Below are 18,752 nucleotides of genomic sequence, written 5' to 3'. Positions count from 1 at the left end.
TGGGCGTGCCTCAGAGTATCCCAGTAGAGCTGGTGGGATTCGCCGATTTGTTCCGGGATCTGGAGGAATACGTGGTTTCTCTGGATCGGGTGCTGTCGCGTATCGGGGCAGGAGAAGACCCTCGCATACTCCTTGAGTATGTGGTGGAGCACGGTCTCCCTGCGCGATTGGCTCGAGCCCGTGAATTCGTGGGTGACTCCCTGGAGAAGGTCATCGGAGCGGAGGCTGTGGAGGAAATCGCCGAACAGGTGGAGGGGTACAGAGATCGAAAATAGGGCGATAGCCGCGTTGGGATTTTTGACGGAACTCGGGAGGCCCCTCAGTCGCCGTGCTGGTGGGCCGAGGATGTGGCAAGGCCCGCCAGGAAGCTTCCGGCGGGCCTTCAAGGCCTTTTGACGGCAACGCTGACGGCAGCGTCAGCGAACTGCAGTCCGGTAGGCGTGCGGTGGTCCGGCCTGTCTGGCGAAGCCGTCATCGGACGCCAAGCCGTGAAGTAGAGAGTGTCGTCGACGTCCCGGGACAACGCGCTTGGAGCCGGACCGGACCCGCCGTTCGGAAGGCTCAGCAGGAGGCGACCGAGCTGTAACAGACACAATGATTGTCCGGTGCCACCCGGTGTCAGTGGTGCATGAGCAGCATGATGGCCGTGCCCATGGCCGTCGATCCGTGCCAGAAGCGGTCGCAAGGGCCGCCGATGCCGATGGAGACGCCCACGTCGCCCGAGGCTCCGCGCAGTCTGGGCATGTCCCGGGTCAGCGACCGGAGAGCGTAGGCCAGGAGACAGAGCGTCAGCACGCCGGTGATCGCGTCGCCGGTCCGCGCGTCCGTGACGCCGCCATGCCTCACCGGCATCCACGCCATGGCGACCATGCCGACCGCGTGGGGCGACCTCCGCACGAGGCCGACCAGTCTGGGGCCGCGGCGGCTCAGGACCGAGGTCAACGGGAACCACAGGGCCACGGTGGCGAAGAAGACCGCCTGCCCCGGCGGCGGCACTTCGCTGACCCGGTGCCACGGCATCACCGACATGGCCGAGGCCATGACGGTGTGCAGGAGCTGGTCGACTCGTGCGCGCCGCCCGAAGCTTCGTGCCAGCACGACCTGCCGCAGCGCGTAGACGGCCGAGGCCGCGAACAGCGCTGTCAGCATGCCGTACACGACATCAGTGGCGCTCATGCCTCACCGCGTCCTCCCACGGAGCGGACAGTCTCCGTTCGCGACCGCCCTGTACGGGGCCGGCAGTGGACAGTCAGTCGGTGGGGCGCGGGGCGCGGAGATGGGCCCGCTGGGCCAGTTCCTCCTCCGTGACCAGTTCGAGCATGGGCTTGCCCGGCGCGCACAGCATCGTCACGACGAACCGGGTGCGCCCGTCGGACAGCGCGTTGCCGTCCTGGTAGTGGATCGCGTCGCCGCCGGGCTCCCAGAACGTCCCGCCCGTCTCGATCACGCGCTCGGGCTCGCCCTCGAGCTCGAAACGGACGGCGCCCTCGACGACGTAACCGAACGCCGGCCCCGAGTGGCGGTGGGGCGGGCTTCCCGGGTCTCCGGGCTCCCACTCGACGAAAATGGTCATCGCCGACGCGCCATCGGGGACGGTGAGCGGTGCGGTGTCCTGCAGCATCTTCGCCGCCGTTTTCCATCCCTCCGGGTGGGTCTGCGGTCCGGTCTCCTGCGTTGCGTCCGTTTCCGACATACGTCGGCCTCCCTTGGATTCACCCGGCCATGGCTGCCATGGCCGTCATGGTGTTGACCGGGCTCCGCACGGATCTGTGACACCCGCGGCCACATCAGTGTCACAACATTGAGGTGAGTCCTGTCCTAGATGGTGTGAGGGACTGACGTCGCCGCGGCCTTACGAAGCCATCCGGGGGGCATCGACCCTTCGGCAGGAAGGGGCCCGAAATGGGACGTGGTCTCCGACGCCCACACCCCCTTCTTCGGGGCGATCCTCGGGCAACGGGCGCTGCAGCCCGGGGCTGACGCCCACCTGGGGCACGAAACCTTCTCCGAGTGGATCGCGCGGCGATGACGTCGGCGGCACCCGAACGTCTCCTCCGCCCGACGCCCGACGCCCGACGCCCGACGCCCGACGCCCCACGCCCCACGCCCTGACAGGAAACGGCCATGAGTGAGCTCGACCAACTACCCGACCAGGACACCGAGGAGACCGCCGAATGGCAGGCGTCACTCGACGCCGCCGTGCGGAACGCGGGGCCGGATCGAGCCGTGTACCTGCTGCGACGGGTGCACGAGTACGCGGCCCGGTCCGGTGTGTCCCTGCCCGGGCTCCTGTCCTCCGACTACATCAACACCGTCCCCGCCTCGGCCCAGCCGGCCTGTCCCGGTGACCTCGCCATGGAGTCCAGGATCACCGCCCTGAACCGGTGGAACGCGGCGGCGATGGTGACCCGCGGCGCCCGGTTCGGCTCGGCGGCCACATATCCACCTATGCCTCGGCGGCCCGGCTGTACGAGACCGGGTTCCACCACTTCTTCCGGGGCAAGGACGGCGGGGAAGGCTCGGGCGATCAGCTGTACTTCCAGGGGCATGCCTCGCCGGGCATCTACGCCCGTGTGTTCCTCGAAGGGCGCCTGAGCGAGGCGCAGTTGGACGGTTTCCGGCGGGAGGTCGACGGTCATGGACTGCCGTTCTACATCTTCTACGCCATGTTCGGTTTCCAGCACACCGGCGACCAGTTCTGGGCGCTCGCCGACCAGATGGGGCGCGGGTTCGTCATCGGGGCGACGGCGGGCCGTACCACATGACGGGCGAGGGGCTGCAGCACGCCGACAGGCATTCCCATCTGCTGGCGTCCACGAATCCGGCCGCCGTGTCCTACGACCCGGCCTTCGCGTACGAGATCGCGGTGATCGTGCGGGACGGGCTGCGCCGCATGTACGGTGACCGGCCCGAGGACGTCTTCTACTACCTCACGGTCTACAACGAACCCAAGGAGCAGCCGGCGATGCCCGCCGGGCCCGGTGTCGAGGAAGGCATCGTGCGAGGCATCTACCTGTTCCGGCACGTGACGATGTCGGCATGGCCCGGGTCGGTGTGCTGGACGTCGGTGCGGGCACCGGGTGTGTCACGCTGCTGGGTCTGCTGGGTCTGCTGGGTCTGCTGGGTCTGCTGGAATCGCGGGTTCCCGTGCACGCGGGGGAGCCGGCCCGGTCCCGCACGGTTCGCATACCGGGTGCGCGATGACGGGCACGTGCTGCGTCGGCACGACGAGACGGTCCGGCTGTGGCCGGCCTCCCGTGCGATGATGATTGCGGAACTGGAGAAGAACGGTTTCATCGCGCTGCCCGAAACGGCCGGATCCTTCCGCCCTGGCTGTGCGCCTCGTACGGCCACGACAGGTTCTGCCAGGTGGTGCCCCGCCCGCCGTACCAGGGCAAGCGCTTGCGAGAACGGGGTCGGAACTGAAGGCGGCACGCATGAGTATCGGGGACGACACGGACTCCCTCGACGAGGCGACGAACGTGTTCATGGCGGCGCGTCCCCATCTCTTCGGCATCGCCTACCGAGTCCTCGCCAGCACCACGGAGGCCGAGGACGTACTGCAGGAGGCGTGGCTGCGGTGGCAGGGCGCCGACCGTGACGTCGTCCGCGAGCCGAAGGCGTTCCTCGCCACTGTCACCGCCCGTCTGGCGCTCAATGTCGCCCAGTCCGCCAGGGTGCGGCGCGAGTCGTACATCGGCCCCTGGCTGCCGGAGCCGGTCGACACGCGCGCGGATCCGCAGTTGGGCGCCGAGCGGGCCGAGGCGCTCGACACGGCGGTGCTCTTCCTGCTGGAGCGGCTCAACCCCGTGGAAAGGGCCGCCTATGTTCTGCGGGAGGCCTTCGACTACCCCTACCAGCAGATCGCGGACATGCTGGAGACCAGCGAAACCAATACGCGCCAGCTGGTCAGCCGCGCGCGCAAGCACATCTCGTCGGAGCGCCGCAAGCCCGTCGAGGCCACCGAGCACCGACGGCTGATGGAGGTCTTCCTCACCGCGGCACAGACCGGCGATCTGGCCGTGCTCGAAGGCATCCTCGCCGACGACGTGGTCAGCTACACCGACGGGAACGGGCTGCGCGGGGCATCCAAGTTTCCGGTCGTCGGTTTGGTGCACGTCTCCAGGTACCTTGCCGCCTTCGCCCCGCGCTTCTGGCCGCAGAAGGAGATCCACTGGGTCGAGGCCAACGGCGGGCCGGCCGCCCTCGTGTCGGCCGGCGGGACGGCCGTGGTTCTGCTGACCCTGGACATCTCGGAACGCGGCATCGAGCGGGCCATGTGGGTCATGAATCCGGAAAAACTGGCACCCTACGTGGCGTCCCTGGACGGTGGCACCACGTTCTCCTCCCGAACGCCGCCGTGCGCGTCACCAGAGCGGGTACTCGTCGGTCATCCAGTCGTCCGGTATCCGGGACGCCCAAAGGGACGCTCACCATGGCTCGCAGCACAGTCGGTCCGGCACGTCGCAGCACCACGGGAGTCACGCGGTGACCGAGCCGATCCAGCCGCCCGGCCTGATCCAAACGAAAGGCCGTGGGGCCAAGACGGCCCCGAGGCGTCACAGATCGCGGGGCTGTCCGGTCGTACTGGGTGACGACCCCAGCGATCGGAGTGGACCGTGGCTGTCACCGAACAACGTCTTTCCACCATGGTGCTGGTGATCGGCACCGGAGGTGCCGGCCTGCGAGCGGCGATCGAACTGGCCGAGGCCGGCATCGACGTCCTCGCCGTCGGTAAACGCTCCAAGGAGGACGCCCATACGGTACTGGCGGCCGGCGGCATCAACGCGGCTCTGGCCACCATGGACCCCGAGGACAGCTGGCAGCAGCACGCCGCCGACACCCTCAAGGAGAGCTACCTCCTCGCCGATCCCCGCACCGTGGAGACCGTCGCCCAGGGTGCCGCCCGGGGCATCGAGGATCTGGAGCGCTATGGCATGGCCTTCGCCAGGGAGGAGGACGGCCGGATCTCCCAGCGCTTCTTCGGCGCGCACAAGTTCCGCAGGACCGCTTTCGCCGGCGACTACACCGGCTTGGAGATCCAGCGCACCCTCATCCGGCGCGCGGAGCAACTGGACATCCCTGTGCTGGAAGGCGTGTACATCACCCGGCTGCTGGTGCACGAGGGCGCCGTGTTCGGTGCGTACGGCTTCGACCTCACGAGCGGACGGCGCTACCTGATCCACGCCGACGCGGTCATTCTCGCCGCGGGTGGCCACACGCGCATCTGGCGGCGTACCTCCTCGCGGCGCGACGAGAACACGGGGGACTCCTTCCGCCTGGCCGTGGAGGCCGGGGCCAGACTGCGCGACGCCGAGCTGGTGCAGTTCCACCCGTCCGGCATCATCGAACCGGAGAACGCCGCCGGCACCCTGGTCAGCGAGGCCGCCCGCGGCGAGGGCGGCATCTTGCGCAACGCGCTCGGGGAACGCTTCATGGCCCGCTACGACCCCGAGCGCATGGAGCTGTCCACCCGCGACCGCGTGGCCCTGGCCGCGTACACGGAGATCAGGGAAGGGCGCGGAACCCCGAAGGGCGGCGTGTGGCTCGACGTCTCCCACCTGCCCCGGAAGACGATCATGACGCGCCTGCCCCGCGTCTACCAGACCCTGCTGGACCTGCAGATGCTGGACATCACCCGCGATCCGATCGAGATCGCGCCCACCGCGCACTACTCGATGGGCGGGGTGTGGGTGCGCCCGGAGGACCACAGCACCGACGTCCGTGGCCTGTACGCCATCGGCGAGGCGTCGAGCGGGCTGCACGGCGCCAACCGCCTCGGCGGCAACAGCCTCATCGAACTGTTGGTGTTCGGCCGCCTCACCGGCCAGGCGGCCGCCGCGTATGCGCAGTCCCTCAAGGCGCAGCCGCGGTCGGCGTCGGCCATCGCGCAGGCCCGCGCGGAGATCGATGAACTCCTCGCCGCCGACGGGGCCGAGAACGTCCGTGCCCTGCAACGCGCCATCCGCGACACCATGACCGAGCACGCGGGCGTCGTACGCGACGAGGACGGCCTGCGCGCCGGACTGGCGGAACTCGCGGTGATCGAGAAGCGCATGGAGGCCGTCGGTATCCACCCGGACATCGCGGGCTATCAGGACCTTGCGCACGCCTTCGATCTCAAGTCAGCCGCGCTCGCGGCCCGGGCCACCCTCGAATCGGCCCTCGAGCGTCGCGAGACGCGCGGCTGCCACAACCGCAGTGACCACCCCGGCCTGGATTCCGCTCTGCAGGTGAATCTCGTGTGGTCCCCGACGACGGGCGTCACCCGCGAGAGCATTCCGGCCGTTCCCGACGAGATTGCCTCGCTGATGGCGGAAGTCTCGACCGCGGGCAAACTCGTTGAGTAGGGGTTGTCACAAACAGAGCCCGTGCCCGGTCTCTACTGGTACAGGCATCAGGGAAACCCGAAAGGAATTCCGTTATGAAGGTCGTAGTGATCGGTGGAACCGGGCTCATCGGCTCGAAGGTGGTCGCCAGGCTCGGCGAGTACGGGCACGAGGCGGTCGCGGCGGCGCCCAGCACCGGCGTCAACACACTGACGGGCGAGGGGCTGGCCGAGGTTCTGCAAGGTGCGTCGGTGGTGGTCGACGTGTCGAACTCGCCCTCGTTCGAGGACGAGGCCGTCATGGACTTCTTCCACACATCGACGACCAATCTGCTGAAGGCGGAGACCGAGGCGGGCGTGGCGCATCACGTGGCACTGTCCGTGGTCGGCACCGAGCGCCTCCAGGGGAGCGGGTACTTCCGCGCCAAGCAGGCCCAGGAAGACCTGATCAGGGCGTCCGGCAACCCCTACTCCATCGTGCACGCCACCCAGTTCTTCGAGTTCGCGAAGGGACTCGCCGACGGGGTGACCGAGGGTGACACCGTGCATCTGCCCGACGCCAAGATCCAGCCCATCGTCTCCGACGACGTGGCCGCGGCCGTCGGCCGCACCGCGGTCGGGGACCCGGTGGGTGGCGTGGTCGAGGTCGCCGGTCCCGAAGCGTTCCAGCTCGAGGAGTTCATCCGCATGGGACTCACCGCCCAGAACGACCCCCGCAAGATCGTCACCGACCCGCAGGCGACGTACTGGGGCGCCGAGTTGCAGGAGACCACGCTTCTGCCGGGTAGCGACGCACACATCGCCGGCACGAGGTTCGCCGACTGGCTCGCACAGCAGAAGTAGACATCGTTTCGGGTGGCCCTTTACTCCGGGACGGGCCACCCGGGCATTTTAGGGAACGGCTCACCGGATTCCGCCGCAAGGCGACCGACATGTGTCTTCGGTCGTCCCATGGGAACGCGGCGACAGCACAAGGAGCACCATGGCCAAAACCCATGAAGGATGCACCGATATCGCGGTCGCCGTCGTGGTGTTGACCGCAGAAGCGGCCGAACTGCAGACTCGCGTCACCGCACTGCGGCAGGAACTGGTGGACGTCGACCGACGCATGACAGCCGTCTCGGCCGCTCTGTACCGGCTCTCGCCCGCATGACTTCCTGAGGGAGAACGTGAGCGAATCCGGTGAAGGAGGGATCGCCCCGGGCGCCGGCGTGTCCTCGGGGAAAGGCGAGTCGGTGAGCATTTAGGCCGACGTCGCTTCGCCTTCGAGCTGTATGGTGCGGATTTCCTTGCGGGAGGAAATGCCGAGCTTCGAGAACACCTTGCGGAGGTGCCATTCGACGGTGTGGGGACTGATGAACAACTGGGCGCCGATCTCGGGGTTCGTGAGCCCGTCGCCGGCGAGACGCGCGATCTGCGCCTCCTGCGGAGTGAGGGCATCATGCGTCGTGGCGGTGCGTTTACGAACCTTCGCTCCCGTGGCCTGCAGCTCGCGTCGCGCACGCTCCGCGAATGCCTCGGCCCCGATCCGGCTCAGCATTTCGTGGGCGGCTGCCAGGTGAGCACGGGCGTCTGCGCGGCGGTTCTCGCGGCGAAGCCACTCACCGTAGAGAAGCTGGACGCGTGCGAGCTCCGTCCGGACCTCGGTGTTGCCGAGCCGCTCGATCGCCTCGCGGTACAAAGCGTCGGCGGCCTGCCCGTCGCTCACGAGCGCACGGACCCTGGCCGAGGTGCCAAGAGCCCAGTCGGTGCCGCTGGCCTGCGCCATGTCATGGATGGTCTGGACCGTCTCGGTTGCGTGTTCCGGTCTTCCGAGTCGTGCTGATGCCTCGATGAGCTCAACCATCGACTGGAGGTACAGGCCGAGTTCCTGTGGGTTCTCACAACCGCGCTTGGCGGCCGCATAGGCCTCCTGGTATCGGCCGAGGCCGTTGTAGAGCACCGCCGCCGCCCACTGCGTCGCGGTCACCACCTTGCCCTCCCCTCGCAGGAGGAGGTCTTGGGTGATTGCCTCGATCGCGTGCTGGGTCTCCGACTCCCGGCCCTTCCATGGCTCGACGACCAGCGCCCCGTAGTGCGCGAAGAATCTGCTGCCGGTCGCCTCGCCGATCGCGGTCGCCTCCACGACAAGGGAGTCGGCGTCGGCGAGGTTGCCTGCGAAGACCCGATTCGACAGGCGCAGCAGGAGAGCCGACGGCAGCACGGACAGAGCTCCCGTCTCGCGTGCCAGGTCGACCAACCCCGCTGAGAGCACGGACCAGCTCTCGAAGTCCCACGTGCTGTGGGCCAAACGGCATGCGAGCGGGAGCCAGCCGAGACCTTCTGCCGTCGGGACCTTGTCGGTGCGGAATGCGGCCAGCGCCTCGAGCAGCATCGGCGTGCCCGCGGCGTAGCCCTCCGTGGCCACCCGTGCAAGGCCCGTCAGAAGTAGATCGTCGCGTGTCGGCTCAGCGGGCCTCGGTGCGCTCAGTACGGCCTTCGCCACTGCGAGGACGCCGCCCTTCGGGAGCCGGCCGGCGGTGAGAGCCGCGTAGATCGCGTCGCGGTAGGTTTCACGGGCGCGCCTTGCGTCAAGCGGTTCGAGCCGCTTGGCCGCGTCGAGCAGCAGCGGCAGACCTGCGCTGGCGCTCTTCGACGCAGACATGATCTGACCGCGCAGCAATGTCGACTGGGCAGCTCCGAACTCGTCGAGGGGGCCCAGCTCCGCCGCGTCCGCCAATCCCCGCGCGGCTTCGAACGCGCCGGCCTGATACTTGGCCTGCGCCGCTGCCAACGCCCTGGCTCCGCGGCGTGCGGGGTCCGGGGTCAGCTCGGCAGCTCGGTCGAGAAAGGCTGCCGCCGCAGCGATTCCGCCACGCGCCTGCGCCCGGTCCGCCGAGCGCTCCAGCTCGGCAGCCACCGTCTCGTCAGGTCCGGCCGTCGCACGCGCCAGATGCCACGCCCGACGATCGGGATCGAGCTGAGCATCGGTCGCATCTGCCAACGCTCCGTGCACCTCGCGACGGCCGTCCAGGCCCGCCGCGCGATACGCCGCCGAGCGCACCAGCGGGTGCCGGAAGCGCACCCAAGTGCCGAAAGTGATCAATCCTGACGCCTCGGCGTGCTCCACAGCGGTGTCCACGACGATCCCGAGCCGCTCGGCCGCACGCCTCAACAGCGTCACGTCGCCGACCGGCTCGGCGGCGGCGGTGAACAAGAGGCGTTGCGTCTCGGCAGGGAGGGACCGGACGCGGCGGAGGAAGCCCTGCTCGATCTGGCTCGACAACGGCCGTGCGTCGGGACGCACGAAGCCGTCGGTCAGGTCCACCGGGGCCAACCCGCGAGGCAGCTCGAGCAGGGCCAGCGGGTTGCCGCGCGTCTCGGCGACGATGCGGCTGCGTACCCGGTGGTCGAGCGGACCGGTGACGACCGAGTCGAGGAGTGTTCGGGAGTCGCTCTCGGTCAGGCCCGTCACGGGCAGATCGGGCAGATCGGGCAGGCCGGGCAGGTCGGCAACTGGCTCGCCGGCGGTCGGCTCGCGGACGGCGAAGACGAGCACGACCGACTCCGCGAGCAGTCGACGTGCAACGAACTCCAAAGTCTGCGCCGACACGCGATCCAGCCACTGCGCGTCGTCGATGAGGCAGACCAGCGGTTGGTTTCCGCCGGCTTCCGCGAGGAGGCTCAGGGTGGCCAGGCCCACGAGGAACCGGTCGGGTGCATCACCACCACGCAGCCCGAACGCCGTACAGAGGGCGTCGCGTTGAGGCTCGGGAAGATTGTTGATGCCGTCCAGCAGGGGGGCGCAGAGCTGATGCAGGCCGGCATAGGAGAGCTCCATCTCGGACTGGATGCCGACAGCCCTGACAATGCGGCATCCGGTGGCGTGCTCGAAGACGTAGTTCAACAGTTCGGTCTTCCCGATCCCTGCCTCACCGCGCAGGACCAGGACCCCACTTCGCCCCGACCTGACGCCTGCCAAGAGGTCCTCAAGGACCCGGCACTCGTTTCGCCGCCCGAGGAGTCCGACAAGTGGACCGCGGCTCGTCATGGCAGCCTCCGTGGTCAGGATAGACCGGCGTTCGTACGTACGTCTCCGGATCGCTGCGGCCGTATTCGTGGGCGGTCAGTGCCCTGGTGACGGGTGCGTCGGTGAGTGCGGTCGGTGGCCGGCTGCGTTCGGCGTTGCTGTTTGTTGCTGTCGCGCCGTCGGCACCCGAATAACCATGGCCTGCTTGACCAGCGGCAGAGTGAAGCTTAGGGGCTGGTTGCAGATACCGCATCCTTGGGCATTGGTCACCCTCGGTCGCGGCGTAGACACATAACGGCACCTTCGGTAACGAAACGGCCCGGCAGCCGCCGTATGTGTGACACGAGGCCGCAGGAGCCGGTGTCACAAGATCCGGGAGTTCCCGGTCTTGAGGGGTAAGCCGACGCCCCTGCCATGTACGGGGCCGTGCGAGCGAGAGGGAGGATGCCGTATGGACCAGGGCGACGCGGTGCCGATCGCCGAGCTGTGGGAGGAGCGTCGGTTCCTGCTCGATGTCGCCCGCTGGATGCTGGGCGACCCGGGTGCGGCGGAAAGCGTCGTCGACGAGGCATATCACCGGTGGTACGGGCTGTCCGATGCGGCGCGCCGACCGGTCACCGTTCCGCGGTCCTGGCTGGCGAAGACGGTGGGCGGGATCTGCCTGTCCCGACTCGCACTGCCCGGCTGGGGTGCGGTCGGCCACGCAGAAGGGCACGCTGCACGGCCGTCGGAGGCGGAGGCCGGCCGGGTCGTGCTGAACGCGCTGGAGTCGCTGTCGACGGACGAGCGCGCGGCGTTCGTGTTCCGCGCCTTCGGGATGGCCCCCCGCACGGTCGCCGACATCGTGGGCCGGTCGGAGCCGGAGCTCGCCGAGCTCGCCGACCGGGCCAGGAAGTGGCTGGGGCTGCAGCGGACCCGCTCCACGACACCGCAGCAGCATGACGCCGTCGCCCGCGCCGTGCGCCGGGCGTGCGTCACCGAGGACGGCGAGCTGCTCACGTCGTTGCTGTGCTCGGACGTCACGGCGTTCTTCGACGGTGGCGGCAAGCTACGGGCTCTGACCGGACCGGTCCACGGCAGCCGACCGGTCGCCGGCAGTCTGCTGACGCTCCTGGCCCGCCGCCCGCGTACCACCCTGGCCACCCATTCCGTCAACGGCCGGACCGGCCTCGTCGCCCGCTACGGCCGCCAGGTCGCCGCCGTCATCAGCCTCGACGTCGCGAACGACCGCGTCGCCCAGGTCTGGGTCATGCTCAACCCCGACAAACTGTGGTCCTGGAACCAGCCCCGTGCCGACGGTGGCGCCGACCCGGACGAGAGCCCGGGACAGTGAAGAGGACGTCACGCCGCCGCCGTTCACACACCGTGCGGCACGGCGCCGGACGACGTCGTCAAAGGGGAACGCGCATCGAGAAAGGTGGCGATCTCGCTCGGAGTGAACACCCGGAGCACCTGGTGAACGCCTTGCTCCGAGACGGTCGCGGTCATGAAAGCGAGGATGCGGCCGTCCTGGTGGACTAGAGGGACTTCAGGAGGAACTTGCCCGGCCACAGATCCAGAAGCAGGCGCTGGAAAGGGAGTTGGCCGCGGTCGTGGCTCATCTCGGGTCGGTCGGGCGTGCCCTCGCCGCTCTGGCCGGCGTGCTGGTCGCCTCGGCCGCCGATGCCCCGGTGGACGAGCGCACCGCGCCTGCCGCCGCGCGCACGGACGACGAGGACGCGCACAAGCAGTACGGCAGGCTCACCGAGCAGATCACGGCGCACTTCTCCAAGGTCGAGGACGTCGGCGTACGCGCCCGTGAGGTCGCGGCGGCGCTCGACGGTGACGCCGACAGCGGAAGCATCAACGCGGTCCGCAGCACATTCGATCGCCTCGTCGCCTCGTCGCCTCGTCGCCTCCTCCCGCATCCAGCGCGCCGGCAGTGGCCTGTATCGCCCATGGCGTTCCTAGGACCAAGGACCTGTGCGGCGGCGCGCGCCGGTCAACGCGACGATCCCACGATCACCACGACGCACGCGATCATCGCCAGGGTGATCAGCGCCATCGCGGTAAGTGTTCCCCGCAGCCATTGCCGGATCCGAACGTGGTGTTGCGCTTCCATCGCCTCGACGCGCTCGGCGATGTGGTCGGTCACCATGTGGGCGACGTGTTCCTGCTCGTCGACGTACCACTGCCCGATGTCCCGCTTCTGCTCGGAGGTGAGCCCCTCCACGCGCGCGGTGAGGTCCGCCACGCGGCGGCGCGTCGCTCCCATCTCTGATCTTGCGTGGGTATCCCCCGGCTTCAGCCGGGGAGGGAAACGCATCCTTGGTCTCGGACCCGCGAAGCGGTGTAGTACGCTGCACATCTGCTTCGGCAGCGGTCAGGGCTTGGCCGTCCTGCGGGGCTTGTATCCCAAGGGAGAAGCCCCCTCGTTCACGAGGGGGAGGAGTCACATGAGCCTCCTGATACAGGAAGCCCTCGATGTCGGTCAGGCCGCGGGCGGCCTCGTCACGTGCGGCCATGGCGTACCCCCGAGGGAAACGAGAACTCCACATGGTCATGCCGTGCTGCCTTCCTTCGTACGGCCGGCACCCGCGCCCTGCGTCCGCCCACTCGTGACGAAGGCATCCCGCGGGTGCTGCACGGAGGCGAGGGACACGAGATCCCGGCCTGTGAGAGCCGCCGTGAGCCAGACCGCCAGAACGCGGATCTTGCGCTCCCAGCTGGGCACCGCCAGCACGTGATAGCCGCGGTGCATCAGCCACGCCGGGTATCCCTTGATGACGATGCCCTTGTACTGGAAGATGCCCCGCCCAAGGCCCAGCGTCGCCACCACGCCCAGGCTGCTGTGGCGGTAGTTCCGGACTCGCTTCCCGCGCAGGTCGGCCAAAAGGTTCTTGGCGAGGCGCCGACCCTGCCGCACGGCGTGCTGGGCGTTCGGTACCGTGCGTGCGCCCGGCACCGGCGAGGCCAGGTCGGGAATGGATGCGTCGTCCCCGGCCGCCCACACGTTCGGCACCGGCTCGCTGTCCGTGCCCACGCGCAGATCGGGGCGTACCAGGAGCAGGCCGCGCTCATCGACCGGCAGGTCCGTGTGGTTGTGCACGACCGGGTTCGAGGCGTTTCCGGCGGCCCAGACGATCAGCGTGGAGTCGTACTCCTCGCCGTCGGAGAGGACGACGTGGCCGTCCTCGGCGGACAGCAGTTGCGTGTTCAGGTGGACATGTGCGCCGCGACGTTCCAGGTGGCGCACCACCCAGGCGCCCGGTTTGTCGCTCACCTCGGGCAGGATGCGGCCCCGGGCCTCGACCAGGTGGAAGGACACGTCGTCGATGCTCAGCTCCGGATATGACCTGAGCATGGCGGTCGCCAGCGACAGCAGCTCACCGAAGCCCTCGACGCCGGAGAACCCGCCTCCCACGAACGTGACGGTGAGCAGTTTTCGCCGCTCGGGGCCGGGCGGCAGCGACGCGGCCTGGTCGAACGCGGTCATCAGCCGGTCACGGATCGCCACGGCCTCCTCCACGTGCTTGAGGCCGATGGCCCGCTGCGCCAGTCCGGGGATGGGGAAGGTGCGGGTCACAGCGCCTGCGGTGACCACGAGGATGTCGTAGCGCAGCTCGTAGGCGTCTCCGCGCACCGGGCGGACGGTCACTGTACGGTCCGCGTCACGGATCTCGGTCACGGTCCCCGCGATCAGCCGGGTACGACTCAGATGCCGCCGCAGCGAGACGACGGCGTGACGCGCCTCCACCGAACCGGCCGCGACCTCCGGCAGGAAGGGCTGATAGGTCATGTACGGGCGCGGGTCGACCACCGTGACTCGCGCCTCGCCCGGACGCAGCTTCTTCTGCAGGCCCCATGCGGTGTAGAAGCCCGCGTAGCCGCCGCCGACGATCAGAATCTCTCGCATGATTCCCTCTGCTTTGTTGTCCGTCACCACGTAGACCACGCAGGCCGCGCGGATGTGACACGCAAGGGCGACTCAGACAGTGGATTTGGATATCTGCTTCGCGTTGTCGCCCGTGGCCGTTTCGCCAATGGCCCCGGCGTTCACGGCCTTGTGGATCTCGATGGTGAGCGTGTGTACGAGTTCCGTCAGTTCCGTGTTGCGACGCAGTTCGAGTTCCTGCGCCTCGTAGTCGTGGTCGGCCTTCTTGCGGGTGAACTCGGCCTGTCGGTTCTGGCCGATCATCACGAACGTGGACAGGAAGATGGCCTCGAGCGAGACGATCAGCGTGAGCGTCTGCCACGGGCTTTTCTCCACCCCGACCATCCACGCTGCGAACAGGACCATGTGGATGTAGACGAACCGCATCGATCCGGCGAACCGGGTGATCCAGTCGGCGATCCGCAACTGAACGTCCTCGGCGCGCTCCTTCTGCACCGCGAGATAGGCAGGGTGCTTGCGCGCCGGGGACGGGGTCTGTGACCTCGGCTCGGAAGACCTCTGTCGACGCGACTCACCTGGGGTTCCTCAGGATGTGGTGGACGGCTGCGGACAGATCAAGCATCACGGGCCGGTCCGCTCCTTCGGCGACGACCAGGCGCACCAGCATCCGGCACACCACCAGAGTGGAACGGTCGGGTTCTCTCATCACATCACCGCTCGGTAAACCGGTGGGATCAAGGGGGCTCGGAGGGCACACGGTGTGTTGCGCCGTGCGCCCGCCAGTGTGATTCAGGGACATCACGATTCTGCGAGGCCCCGTGGGCTCGCACCATCAGTCAAATGACCCGTGAGTCGCCGTGCTGTCACGTTACTGGTGTTCGTCCTCGCGGGCCGGGTGCACGGTGAGCCCAAGCCTTCCCGCCGTGCAGCGGGAAGGACAGCGCAACGTACGGAGTACCCATGTCACTCGGCTCGCGATTCGAACGGCTGCCCCGAACCCCTGCGGGACACCTGCCCTCACGATGGCCGCAGCACCGTCCCAAACCGGCACCACGCAGGGCCGTGCCCGAACCGTCGAGTGACACGGTGCGGTCGGAAGCGGATGGAAGTCAGCCCCCGGAGGTGGTGGGCCGTGCGCGACAGTTCATCGTCGTGGACGACCTCGCCTGGCTCGACCGGGCCAGTTCGGCGGTGCTGGGCTTCGTCGCCCGTCGGCTCGCGGCCCACCGGAGCAGCGCCGGTACGGCCCCGTGGACGACCAGCCGATCCACTGAGGCACCGTCACCCGCGCCCAGCGCGACGGTCAGGGCCTCGCGGTGCGCCGGGTCGAGCCCGTCGCACTCGTGCAGCAACGGTTCGAGTAGGCGGTTCAGTCCGGGGAAGCCCAGATCCCCGAGGAACTCGACGCCGACGGAGCGCAGCACCAGCGCGCCGGCCGCCGTCGCCGCCTCCGCCGCGGTATCCAGGAGAACGGACTTGCCGACGCCCGGCTCCCCGGACAGCAGCAGCACCCCGCCGCGGCCGAGCACCTGATCGACGAACGACCGGAGCAACTCCAGCTCCCGGTCACGTCCTACCAGTGCATCGACCGTGCTACGCGGCACCGAACCATCACCGGCCACCGTGGCCCCCTCGAGAACTGATGTGACGGATTCCGTCTCCGGGCCGTGGTTCAGTCGGCGGAAGGCCGCGGGGCGCGCAGGTGGGCCCGCTCCTCCAGCTCCTTCTCGTCGACCAGCGTGAGCATCGGCCGACCGGGCGCGCCCAACATGACGACGACGTACTTGGCCGGCGTGTCCGACAGGGCGTTGCCGTTCTGGTAGTGGATCACTTCACCGCCCGGCTCCCAGAACGTCTCACCGGCCTTGATCACACGCTCGGGCTCGCCTTCGAGTTCCCACCGGACGGCGCCTTCGGTGACATAGCCGAAACACGGCCCCGAGTGCCGGTGCGGTGGTGTCCCGGAGTGCCCCGGAGGCCACTCGACCAGCACGGTCATCGCCGACGCGCCCTCCGGCACGAAGGGCGGCCTGACGTCCGCAAGCATCCTGGGGCCGGTCCTTCCTGGTCCCCGTGCTCGCCGTGCCCGCCCATTGATTCCATCTCCAACACCGTGTCACACCTCCGTCGATCCAACTTGCTTCACAGGAGGAGACCGGACACGGCCCCCATCTGTGACACGACGGGCCCACGACGTCCGGGACACAGTCGAATGACTCAAGCAACTCGCCTCGGCGCGGCCAACCTCGCCCGCCTTCACGAACTGCTCTCATCCCCGGCGGCCAGTCTCTGACCGGCGGCGCGTTCGCGGCTCTGCAACTGCTGCTGCAACCGGCCGCCGACGGCATCGGGAAGCTGCCGTCCCGCACCGGACGGCGCTGGTCGACGCGTTCAGCGCCACCCAGACCGAACCCCACATCTTCCGTGTCGCGCTCGCCGTACTCGAACTGCTCGCCGACGAGGCCGACCGGCAGCCACTCGCCGATCGGCGCGGCCCTGGGCCGAGATGGCTCGCGAGCAACTCCGCGCCGCCGTGTCGGAGCCCATCTGTACCGCATCTATCCCCGCCTGGGCATCACCAGCCGCGGCAAGCTCGCCGCCGCGCTCTCCGCACTCCACGACGTACGTCCGTCGGCCGACTCGCCGGGCGCCGGCACCGGCTGACGGCGCGTGCCGGCTTCAGTACCACAACGGTGCCTACCGTCAATGGGAGCGCGACGACCGTGGGACAGTGCCCTGGCCGAACTACGCACCGGCCTCGCCATGCCCCGTATCGCCGCTGGTCAGGGTTGCTCTGGAAGCTCGGGCCACGGACCGACCACGGTACGACCACGAAGCCGCCCACGGCCTTCCAGGGCGCGATCGGCTGCCCCCCGGTGCGACGTTTGTCGTCAGCGGCCATCGAGCCGCTGACCCACGGAGCACAGGAGCCGATCGTGGACGCACACCTCGTCGAATCAAGGCAAGGTCGGGAGATGGCGGGTACGACGGCCACCCCGACGATCGGTGACCTGGACGACGCGATGGCGGTGTTCGTCCGTGCCAGGCCCGGACTGCTCAAGATCGCCAACCGAATCGTCGGGAACGCGAGCGAGGCCGAAGACGTCATCCAAGAGGCATGGCTTCGGTGGCAGGGTACAGATCGTACGGTCGTCTTGAACCCGCCGGCGCTGCTCAGGACGACGACTGTCCGGCTGGCGATCAACGTCGTCCAGTCCGCCTGGAGACGAAGAGAATCCTGCGCCAGTCCTTGGCTTCCGGAGTTGCTGGACACCCGTACAACCCCGGAGGCGGCGGCCGAGCGGCAGGACGCCGTCGAGCGAGCGGTTCTCCTGCTGATGGAAGCACTGACGCCGAGGCAACGTGCCGCGTATGTGCTACGGGAGGGCTTCGGCTACCCGCACAGCCGGATTTCCGAGATCCTGTGCCTCAGCGTCGCCAATACGAGGCAGCAGGTCACACGTGCCCAGGAGCGTCTCGCTCAGAACCGACGCAGGCAGCCCGTGGATTCGGTCGCGCATCGGCGGCTTGTCCAGGCGTTCTTGGTAGCAGCACAGTCCGGTGACCTTGCGCAGTTGGAACGGGTCCTTTCCGTAGACGCCGAGCACCGATCGACCTGCGGGCCGGTGTCGCGCGCGGCGAGTGCGTCGTCGACGCTGGTGTGATGCGCCTGGGAGTGCGGGATCTCGTCGTGTCCAACCCGCATTCCCGACCTGGATGGCGGTATCGACCGGAGCACCGTCAGTGTGCACGCCACCTCTTACCAGTTCATCAGCGCGTGGCGGCCCGCGTCAGAGCGATGCCGAGCGGGACTCACCGCACACCGACTGCGCCACCCTCATGCTTGGCGCGGTAGAGGCCCCGGCCGACCCGCTGGACACGGGAGGCGCCGACCATGCGGTCGAGGGTGCTGCGGATGCCGTTGATGCTTCCGCTGTCGGTGTCACGGCCGAGAGCCGCGGCGACATCACGGGCCCGCACGTCGACATCGCCGACTTCGGCGAAGTACGCCATGATCTGCTCAGTGAGCTTGCCGTATGCCTTCTGCCCGTGCGTGTCGGAGCCGGCGGCGACAGGACGTGCAGTGCCCTTGCCCCCCTGCGGTTTCCGCCGCCGTGCGGCCGCCTTCGCTGTGGTGTCCGCAGGCTCGGCGGAGGCACTGTCCGTCTGCGGTTCGGCGGTGGCCGAAGTCTGGCCCTGCCACGCGGCTGAAGCACCGGCCGTACCCGTCAACGCAGCGGCTGGGTTGAGCATCAGAGGTTCGAGAGCGCTGAGGGCCCGCTGCACCGAGCCGAGATGCGCCACGACCGCGGCCAGTTCCCTCTCCAGCGCCTGCTTCTGGACCTGCAGGCGGGCCAGGTCCTCTTGAAGGCTCTCAGCGGTGATCTCAATGTTGTGCGCTGTGCGGGCTGCAGAGACCATGTGTTCCTCTCATCCTCAACCCTCGCTGCAGCGCCCCGGCTCACGTGCGGTGACGCTCGGTCTGAACGCGGGTACGGCTTCCCTTGACATCATATGCAGTGACCCGTTCTGAATGTGGA

General features: G+C 68.6%; 20 protein-coding genes and 2 pseudogenes. 10 read left to right on the top strand and 12 right to left on the bottom strand.

Annotated features, from left to right (window positions below):
- Positions 1-5: 5 nt before the first annotated feature.
- On the top strand, positions 6-275 hold the full coding sequence (locus M2271_RS34590; protein ID WP_280891380.1) for a hypothetical protein: 270 nt from the start codon (positions 6-8) through the stop codon (positions 273-275).
- A gap of 343 nt (positions 276-618) precedes the next feature.
- Here M2271_RS34590 and M2271_RS34585 read toward each other — a convergent pair whose 3' ends face one another.
- The gene (locus M2271_RS34585) at positions 619-1,176 is read right to left on the bottom strand and encodes a DUF5134 domain-containing protein (protein WP_280891379.1); all 558 of its coding nucleotides are present in this window, start codon (positions 1,174-1,176) and stop codon (positions 619-621) included.
- Positions 1,177-1,249: 73 nt separating this feature from the next.
- Entirely contained in the window at positions 1,250-1,621 is a 372-nt protein-coding gene (locus tag M2271_RS34580) for a cupin domain-containing protein (RefSeq protein ID WP_280891411.1), read from the bottom strand.
- Positions 1,622-2,124: 503 nt separating this feature from the next.
- Here M2271_RS34580 and M2271_RS34575 point away from each other — a divergent pair.
- The 6 genes and pseudogenes from M2271_RS34575 to M2271_RS34550 all read left to right on the top strand — a co-directional run.
- Positions 2,125-3,022: pseudogene (locus M2271_RS34575) on the top strand (hypothetical protein); the annotation flags it as partial.
- 17 nt (positions 3,023-3,039) lie between these two features.
- Positions 3,040-3,204 (top strand): hypothetical protein, encoded by a 165-nt coding sequence (locus M2271_RS34570; RefSeq protein WP_280891413.1) that lies wholly within the window; start codon positions 3,040-3,042, stop codon positions 3,202-3,204.
- A 233-nt stretch (positions 3,205-3,437) separates the two neighbouring features.
- Positions 3,438-4,325, top strand: a pseudogene (locus M2271_RS34565) (RNA polymerase sigma-70 factor); the annotation flags it as partial.
- A gap of 324 nt (positions 4,326-4,649) precedes the next feature.
- Complete coding sequence (locus tag M2271_RS34560; RefSeq protein WP_280891410.1) at positions 4,650-6,350, top strand: FAD-binding protein; 1,701 nt, start codon at positions 4,650-4,652, stop codon at positions 6,348-6,350.
- A 74-nt stretch (positions 6,351-6,424) separates the two neighbouring features.
- Positions 6,425-7,171 (top strand): SDR family oxidoreductase, encoded by a 747-nt coding sequence (locus tag M2271_RS34555; protein WP_280891378.1) that lies wholly within the window; start codon positions 6,425-6,427, stop codon positions 7,169-7,171.
- 139 nt (positions 7,172-7,310) lie between these two features.
- Positions 7,311-7,481: a hypothetical protein gene (locus tag M2271_RS34550; protein WP_280891377.1), complete on the top strand. Its 171-nt coding sequence runs from the start codon at positions 7,311-7,313 to the stop codon at positions 7,479-7,481.
- 90 nt (positions 7,482-7,571) lie between these two features.
- Here the strand turns inward: M2271_RS34550 and M2271_RS34545 are convergent, their stop codons facing one another.
- On the bottom strand, positions 7,572-10,358 hold the full coding sequence (locus tag M2271_RS34545) for a LuxR family transcriptional regulator (RefSeq protein ID WP_280891376.1): 2,787 nt from the start codon (positions 10,356-10,358) through the stop codon (positions 7,572-7,574).
- A gap of 430 nt (positions 10,359-10,788) precedes the next feature.
- Here M2271_RS34545 and M2271_RS34540 point away from each other — a divergent pair, with 430 nt between their 5' ends.
- Positions 10,789-11,670, top strand: coding sequence for an RNA polymerase subunit sigma (locus M2271_RS34540; protein ID WP_280891375.1), 882 nt, complete (start codon positions 10,789-10,791; stop codon positions 11,668-11,670).
- A gap of 23 nt (positions 11,671-11,693) precedes the next feature.
- Here the strand turns inward: M2271_RS34540 and M2271_RS34535 are convergent, their stop codons facing one another.
- From M2271_RS34535 to M2271_RS34500, 8 genes are all read right to left on the bottom strand, one after another.
- A complete protein-coding gene (locus M2271_RS34535) occupies positions 11,694-11,825 on the bottom strand; it encodes a hypothetical protein (protein ID WP_280891374.1) in 132 nt (43 codons plus the stop codon).
- A gap of 29 nt (positions 11,826-11,854) precedes the next feature.
- Positions 11,855-12,244 (bottom strand): hypothetical protein, encoded by a 390-nt coding sequence (locus M2271_RS42645; protein ID WP_348539217.1) that lies wholly within the window; start codon positions 12,242-12,244, stop codon positions 11,855-11,857.
- Positions 12,245-12,318: 74 nt separating this feature from the next.
- The gene (locus tag M2271_RS34525; protein ID WP_280891373.1) at positions 12,319-12,570 is read right to left on the bottom strand and encodes a hypothetical protein; all 252 of its coding nucleotides are present in this window, start codon (positions 12,568-12,570) and stop codon (positions 12,319-12,321) included.
- Positions 12,571-12,876: 306 nt separating this feature from the next.
- Positions 12,877-14,232, bottom strand: coding sequence for an NAD(P)/FAD-dependent oxidoreductase (locus M2271_RS34520; protein WP_280891372.1), 1,356 nt, complete (start codon positions 14,230-14,232; stop codon positions 12,877-12,879).
- A gap of 72 nt (positions 14,233-14,304) precedes the next feature.
- A complete protein-coding gene (locus M2271_RS34515; RefSeq protein WP_280891371.1) occupies positions 14,305-14,706 on the bottom strand; it encodes a DUF1003 domain-containing protein in 402 nt (133 codons plus the stop codon).
- A 76-nt stretch (positions 14,707-14,782) separates the two neighbouring features.
- Positions 14,783-14,917 carry a hypothetical protein gene (locus M2271_RS34510; protein ID WP_280891370.1) on the bottom strand — a complete coding sequence of 45 codons (135 nt, stop codon included), beginning with the start codon at positions 14,915-14,917 and terminating at the stop codon, positions 14,783-14,785.
- Positions 14,918-15,320: 403 nt separating this feature from the next.
- A complete protein-coding gene (locus M2271_RS34505; RefSeq protein WP_280891369.1) occupies positions 15,321-15,815 on the bottom strand; it encodes an ATP-binding protein in 495 nt (164 codons plus the stop codon).
- A 68-nt stretch (positions 15,816-15,883) separates the two neighbouring features.
- Positions 15,884-16,258: a cupin domain-containing protein gene (locus tag M2271_RS34500; RefSeq protein WP_280891368.1), complete on the bottom strand. Its 375-nt coding sequence runs from the start codon at positions 16,256-16,258 to the stop codon at positions 15,884-15,886.
- A gap of 377 nt (positions 16,259-16,635) precedes the next feature.
- Between M2271_RS34500 and M2271_RS34495 the strand changes: the two genes are divergently transcribed.
- Together M2271_RS34495 and M2271_RS34490 are read left to right on the top strand one after the other, a co-directional pair.
- The gene (locus M2271_RS34495; protein WP_280891367.1) at positions 16,636-16,875 is read left to right on the top strand and encodes a hypothetical protein; all 240 of its coding nucleotides are present in this window, start codon (positions 16,636-16,638) and stop codon (positions 16,873-16,875) included.
- A gap of 359 nt (positions 16,876-17,234) precedes the next feature.
- Positions 17,235-17,876, top strand: a complete 642-nt coding sequence (locus M2271_RS34490; RefSeq protein ID WP_280891366.1) for a sigma-70 family RNA polymerase sigma factor — start codon at positions 17,235-17,237, stop codon at positions 17,874-17,876.
- A gap of 148 nt (positions 17,877-18,024) precedes the next feature.
- On the opposite strand, the gene M2271_RS34485 is transcribed toward M2271_RS34490, so the two are convergent.
- Positions 18,025-18,633, bottom strand: coding sequence for a hypothetical protein (locus M2271_RS34485; protein ID WP_280891365.1), 609 nt, complete (start codon positions 18,631-18,633; stop codon positions 18,025-18,027).
- Positions 18,634-18,752 lie beyond the last annotated feature (119 nt).

This window comes from Streptomyces sp. LBL (genome assembly GCF_029893585.1).
Taxonomy (GTDB): Bacteria; Actinomycetota; Actinomycetes; order Streptomycetales; family Streptomycetaceae; genus Streptomyces.
Note: the sequence above shows the minus strand (reverse complement) of the source record. Positions and strands in the feature narration are given on the sequence as shown.

Bases quoted from the DNA above. Each gene is read 5' to 3' on its own strand.
- M2271_RS34550 (WP_280891377.1), top strand. From the start codon at position 7,311: ATGGCCAAAACCCATGAAGGATGCACCGATATCGCGGTCGCCGTCGTG.
- M2271_RS34580 (WP_280891411.1), bottom strand. From the start codon at position 1,621: ATGCTGCAGGACACCGCACCGCTCACCGTCCCCGATGGCGCGTCGGCG.
- M2271_RS34485 (WP_280891365.1), bottom strand. From the start codon at position 18,633: ATGGTCTCTGCAGCCCGCACAGCGCACAACATTGAGATCACCGCTGAG.
- M2271_RS34490 (WP_280891366.1), top strand. From the start codon at position 17,235: ATGGCGGTGTTCGTCCGTGCCAGGCCCGGACTGCTCAAGATCGCCAAC.
- M2271_RS34540 (WP_280891375.1), top strand. From the start codon at position 10,789: ATGGACCAGGGCGACGCGGTGCCGATCGCCGAGCTGTGGGAGGAGCGT.
- M2271_RS34510 (WP_280891370.1), bottom strand. From the start codon at position 14,917: ATGAGAGAACCCGACCGTTCCACTCTGGTGGTGTGCCGGATGCTGGTG.
- M2271_RS34500 (WP_280891368.1), bottom strand. From the start codon at position 16,258: ATGCTTGCGGACGTCAGGCCGCCCTTCGTGCCGGAGGGCGCGTCGGCG.
- M2271_RS34520 (WP_280891372.1), bottom strand. From the start codon at position 14,232: ATGCGAGAGATTCTGATCGTCGGCGGCGGCTACGCGGGCTTCTACACC.
- M2271_RS34535 (WP_280891374.1), bottom strand. From the start codon at position 11,825: ATGACCGCGACCGTCTCGGAGCAAGGCGTTCACCAGGTGCTCCGGGTG.
- M2271_RS34555 (WP_280891378.1), top strand. From the start codon at position 6,425: ATGAAGGTCGTAGTGATCGGTGGAACCGGGCTCATCGGCTCGAAGGTG.
- M2271_RS42645 (WP_348539217.1), bottom strand. From the start codon at position 12,244: ATGCGGGAGGAGGCGACGAGGCGACGAGGCGACGAGGCGATCGAATGT.
- M2271_RS34560 (WP_280891410.1), top strand. From the start codon at position 4,650: ATGGTGCTGGTGATCGGCACCGGAGGTGCCGGCCTGCGAGCGGCGATC.
- M2271_RS34545 (WP_280891376.1), bottom strand. From the start codon at position 10,358: ATGACGAGCCGCGGTCCACTTGTCGGACTCCTCGGGCGGCGAAACGAG.
- M2271_RS34570 (WP_280891413.1), top strand. From the start codon at position 3,040: ATGGCCCGGGTCGGTGTGCTGGACGTCGGTGCGGGCACCGGGTGTGTC.
- M2271_RS34585 (WP_280891379.1), bottom strand. From the start codon at position 1,176: ATGAGCGCCACTGATGTCGTGTACGGCATGCTGACAGCGCTGTTCGCG.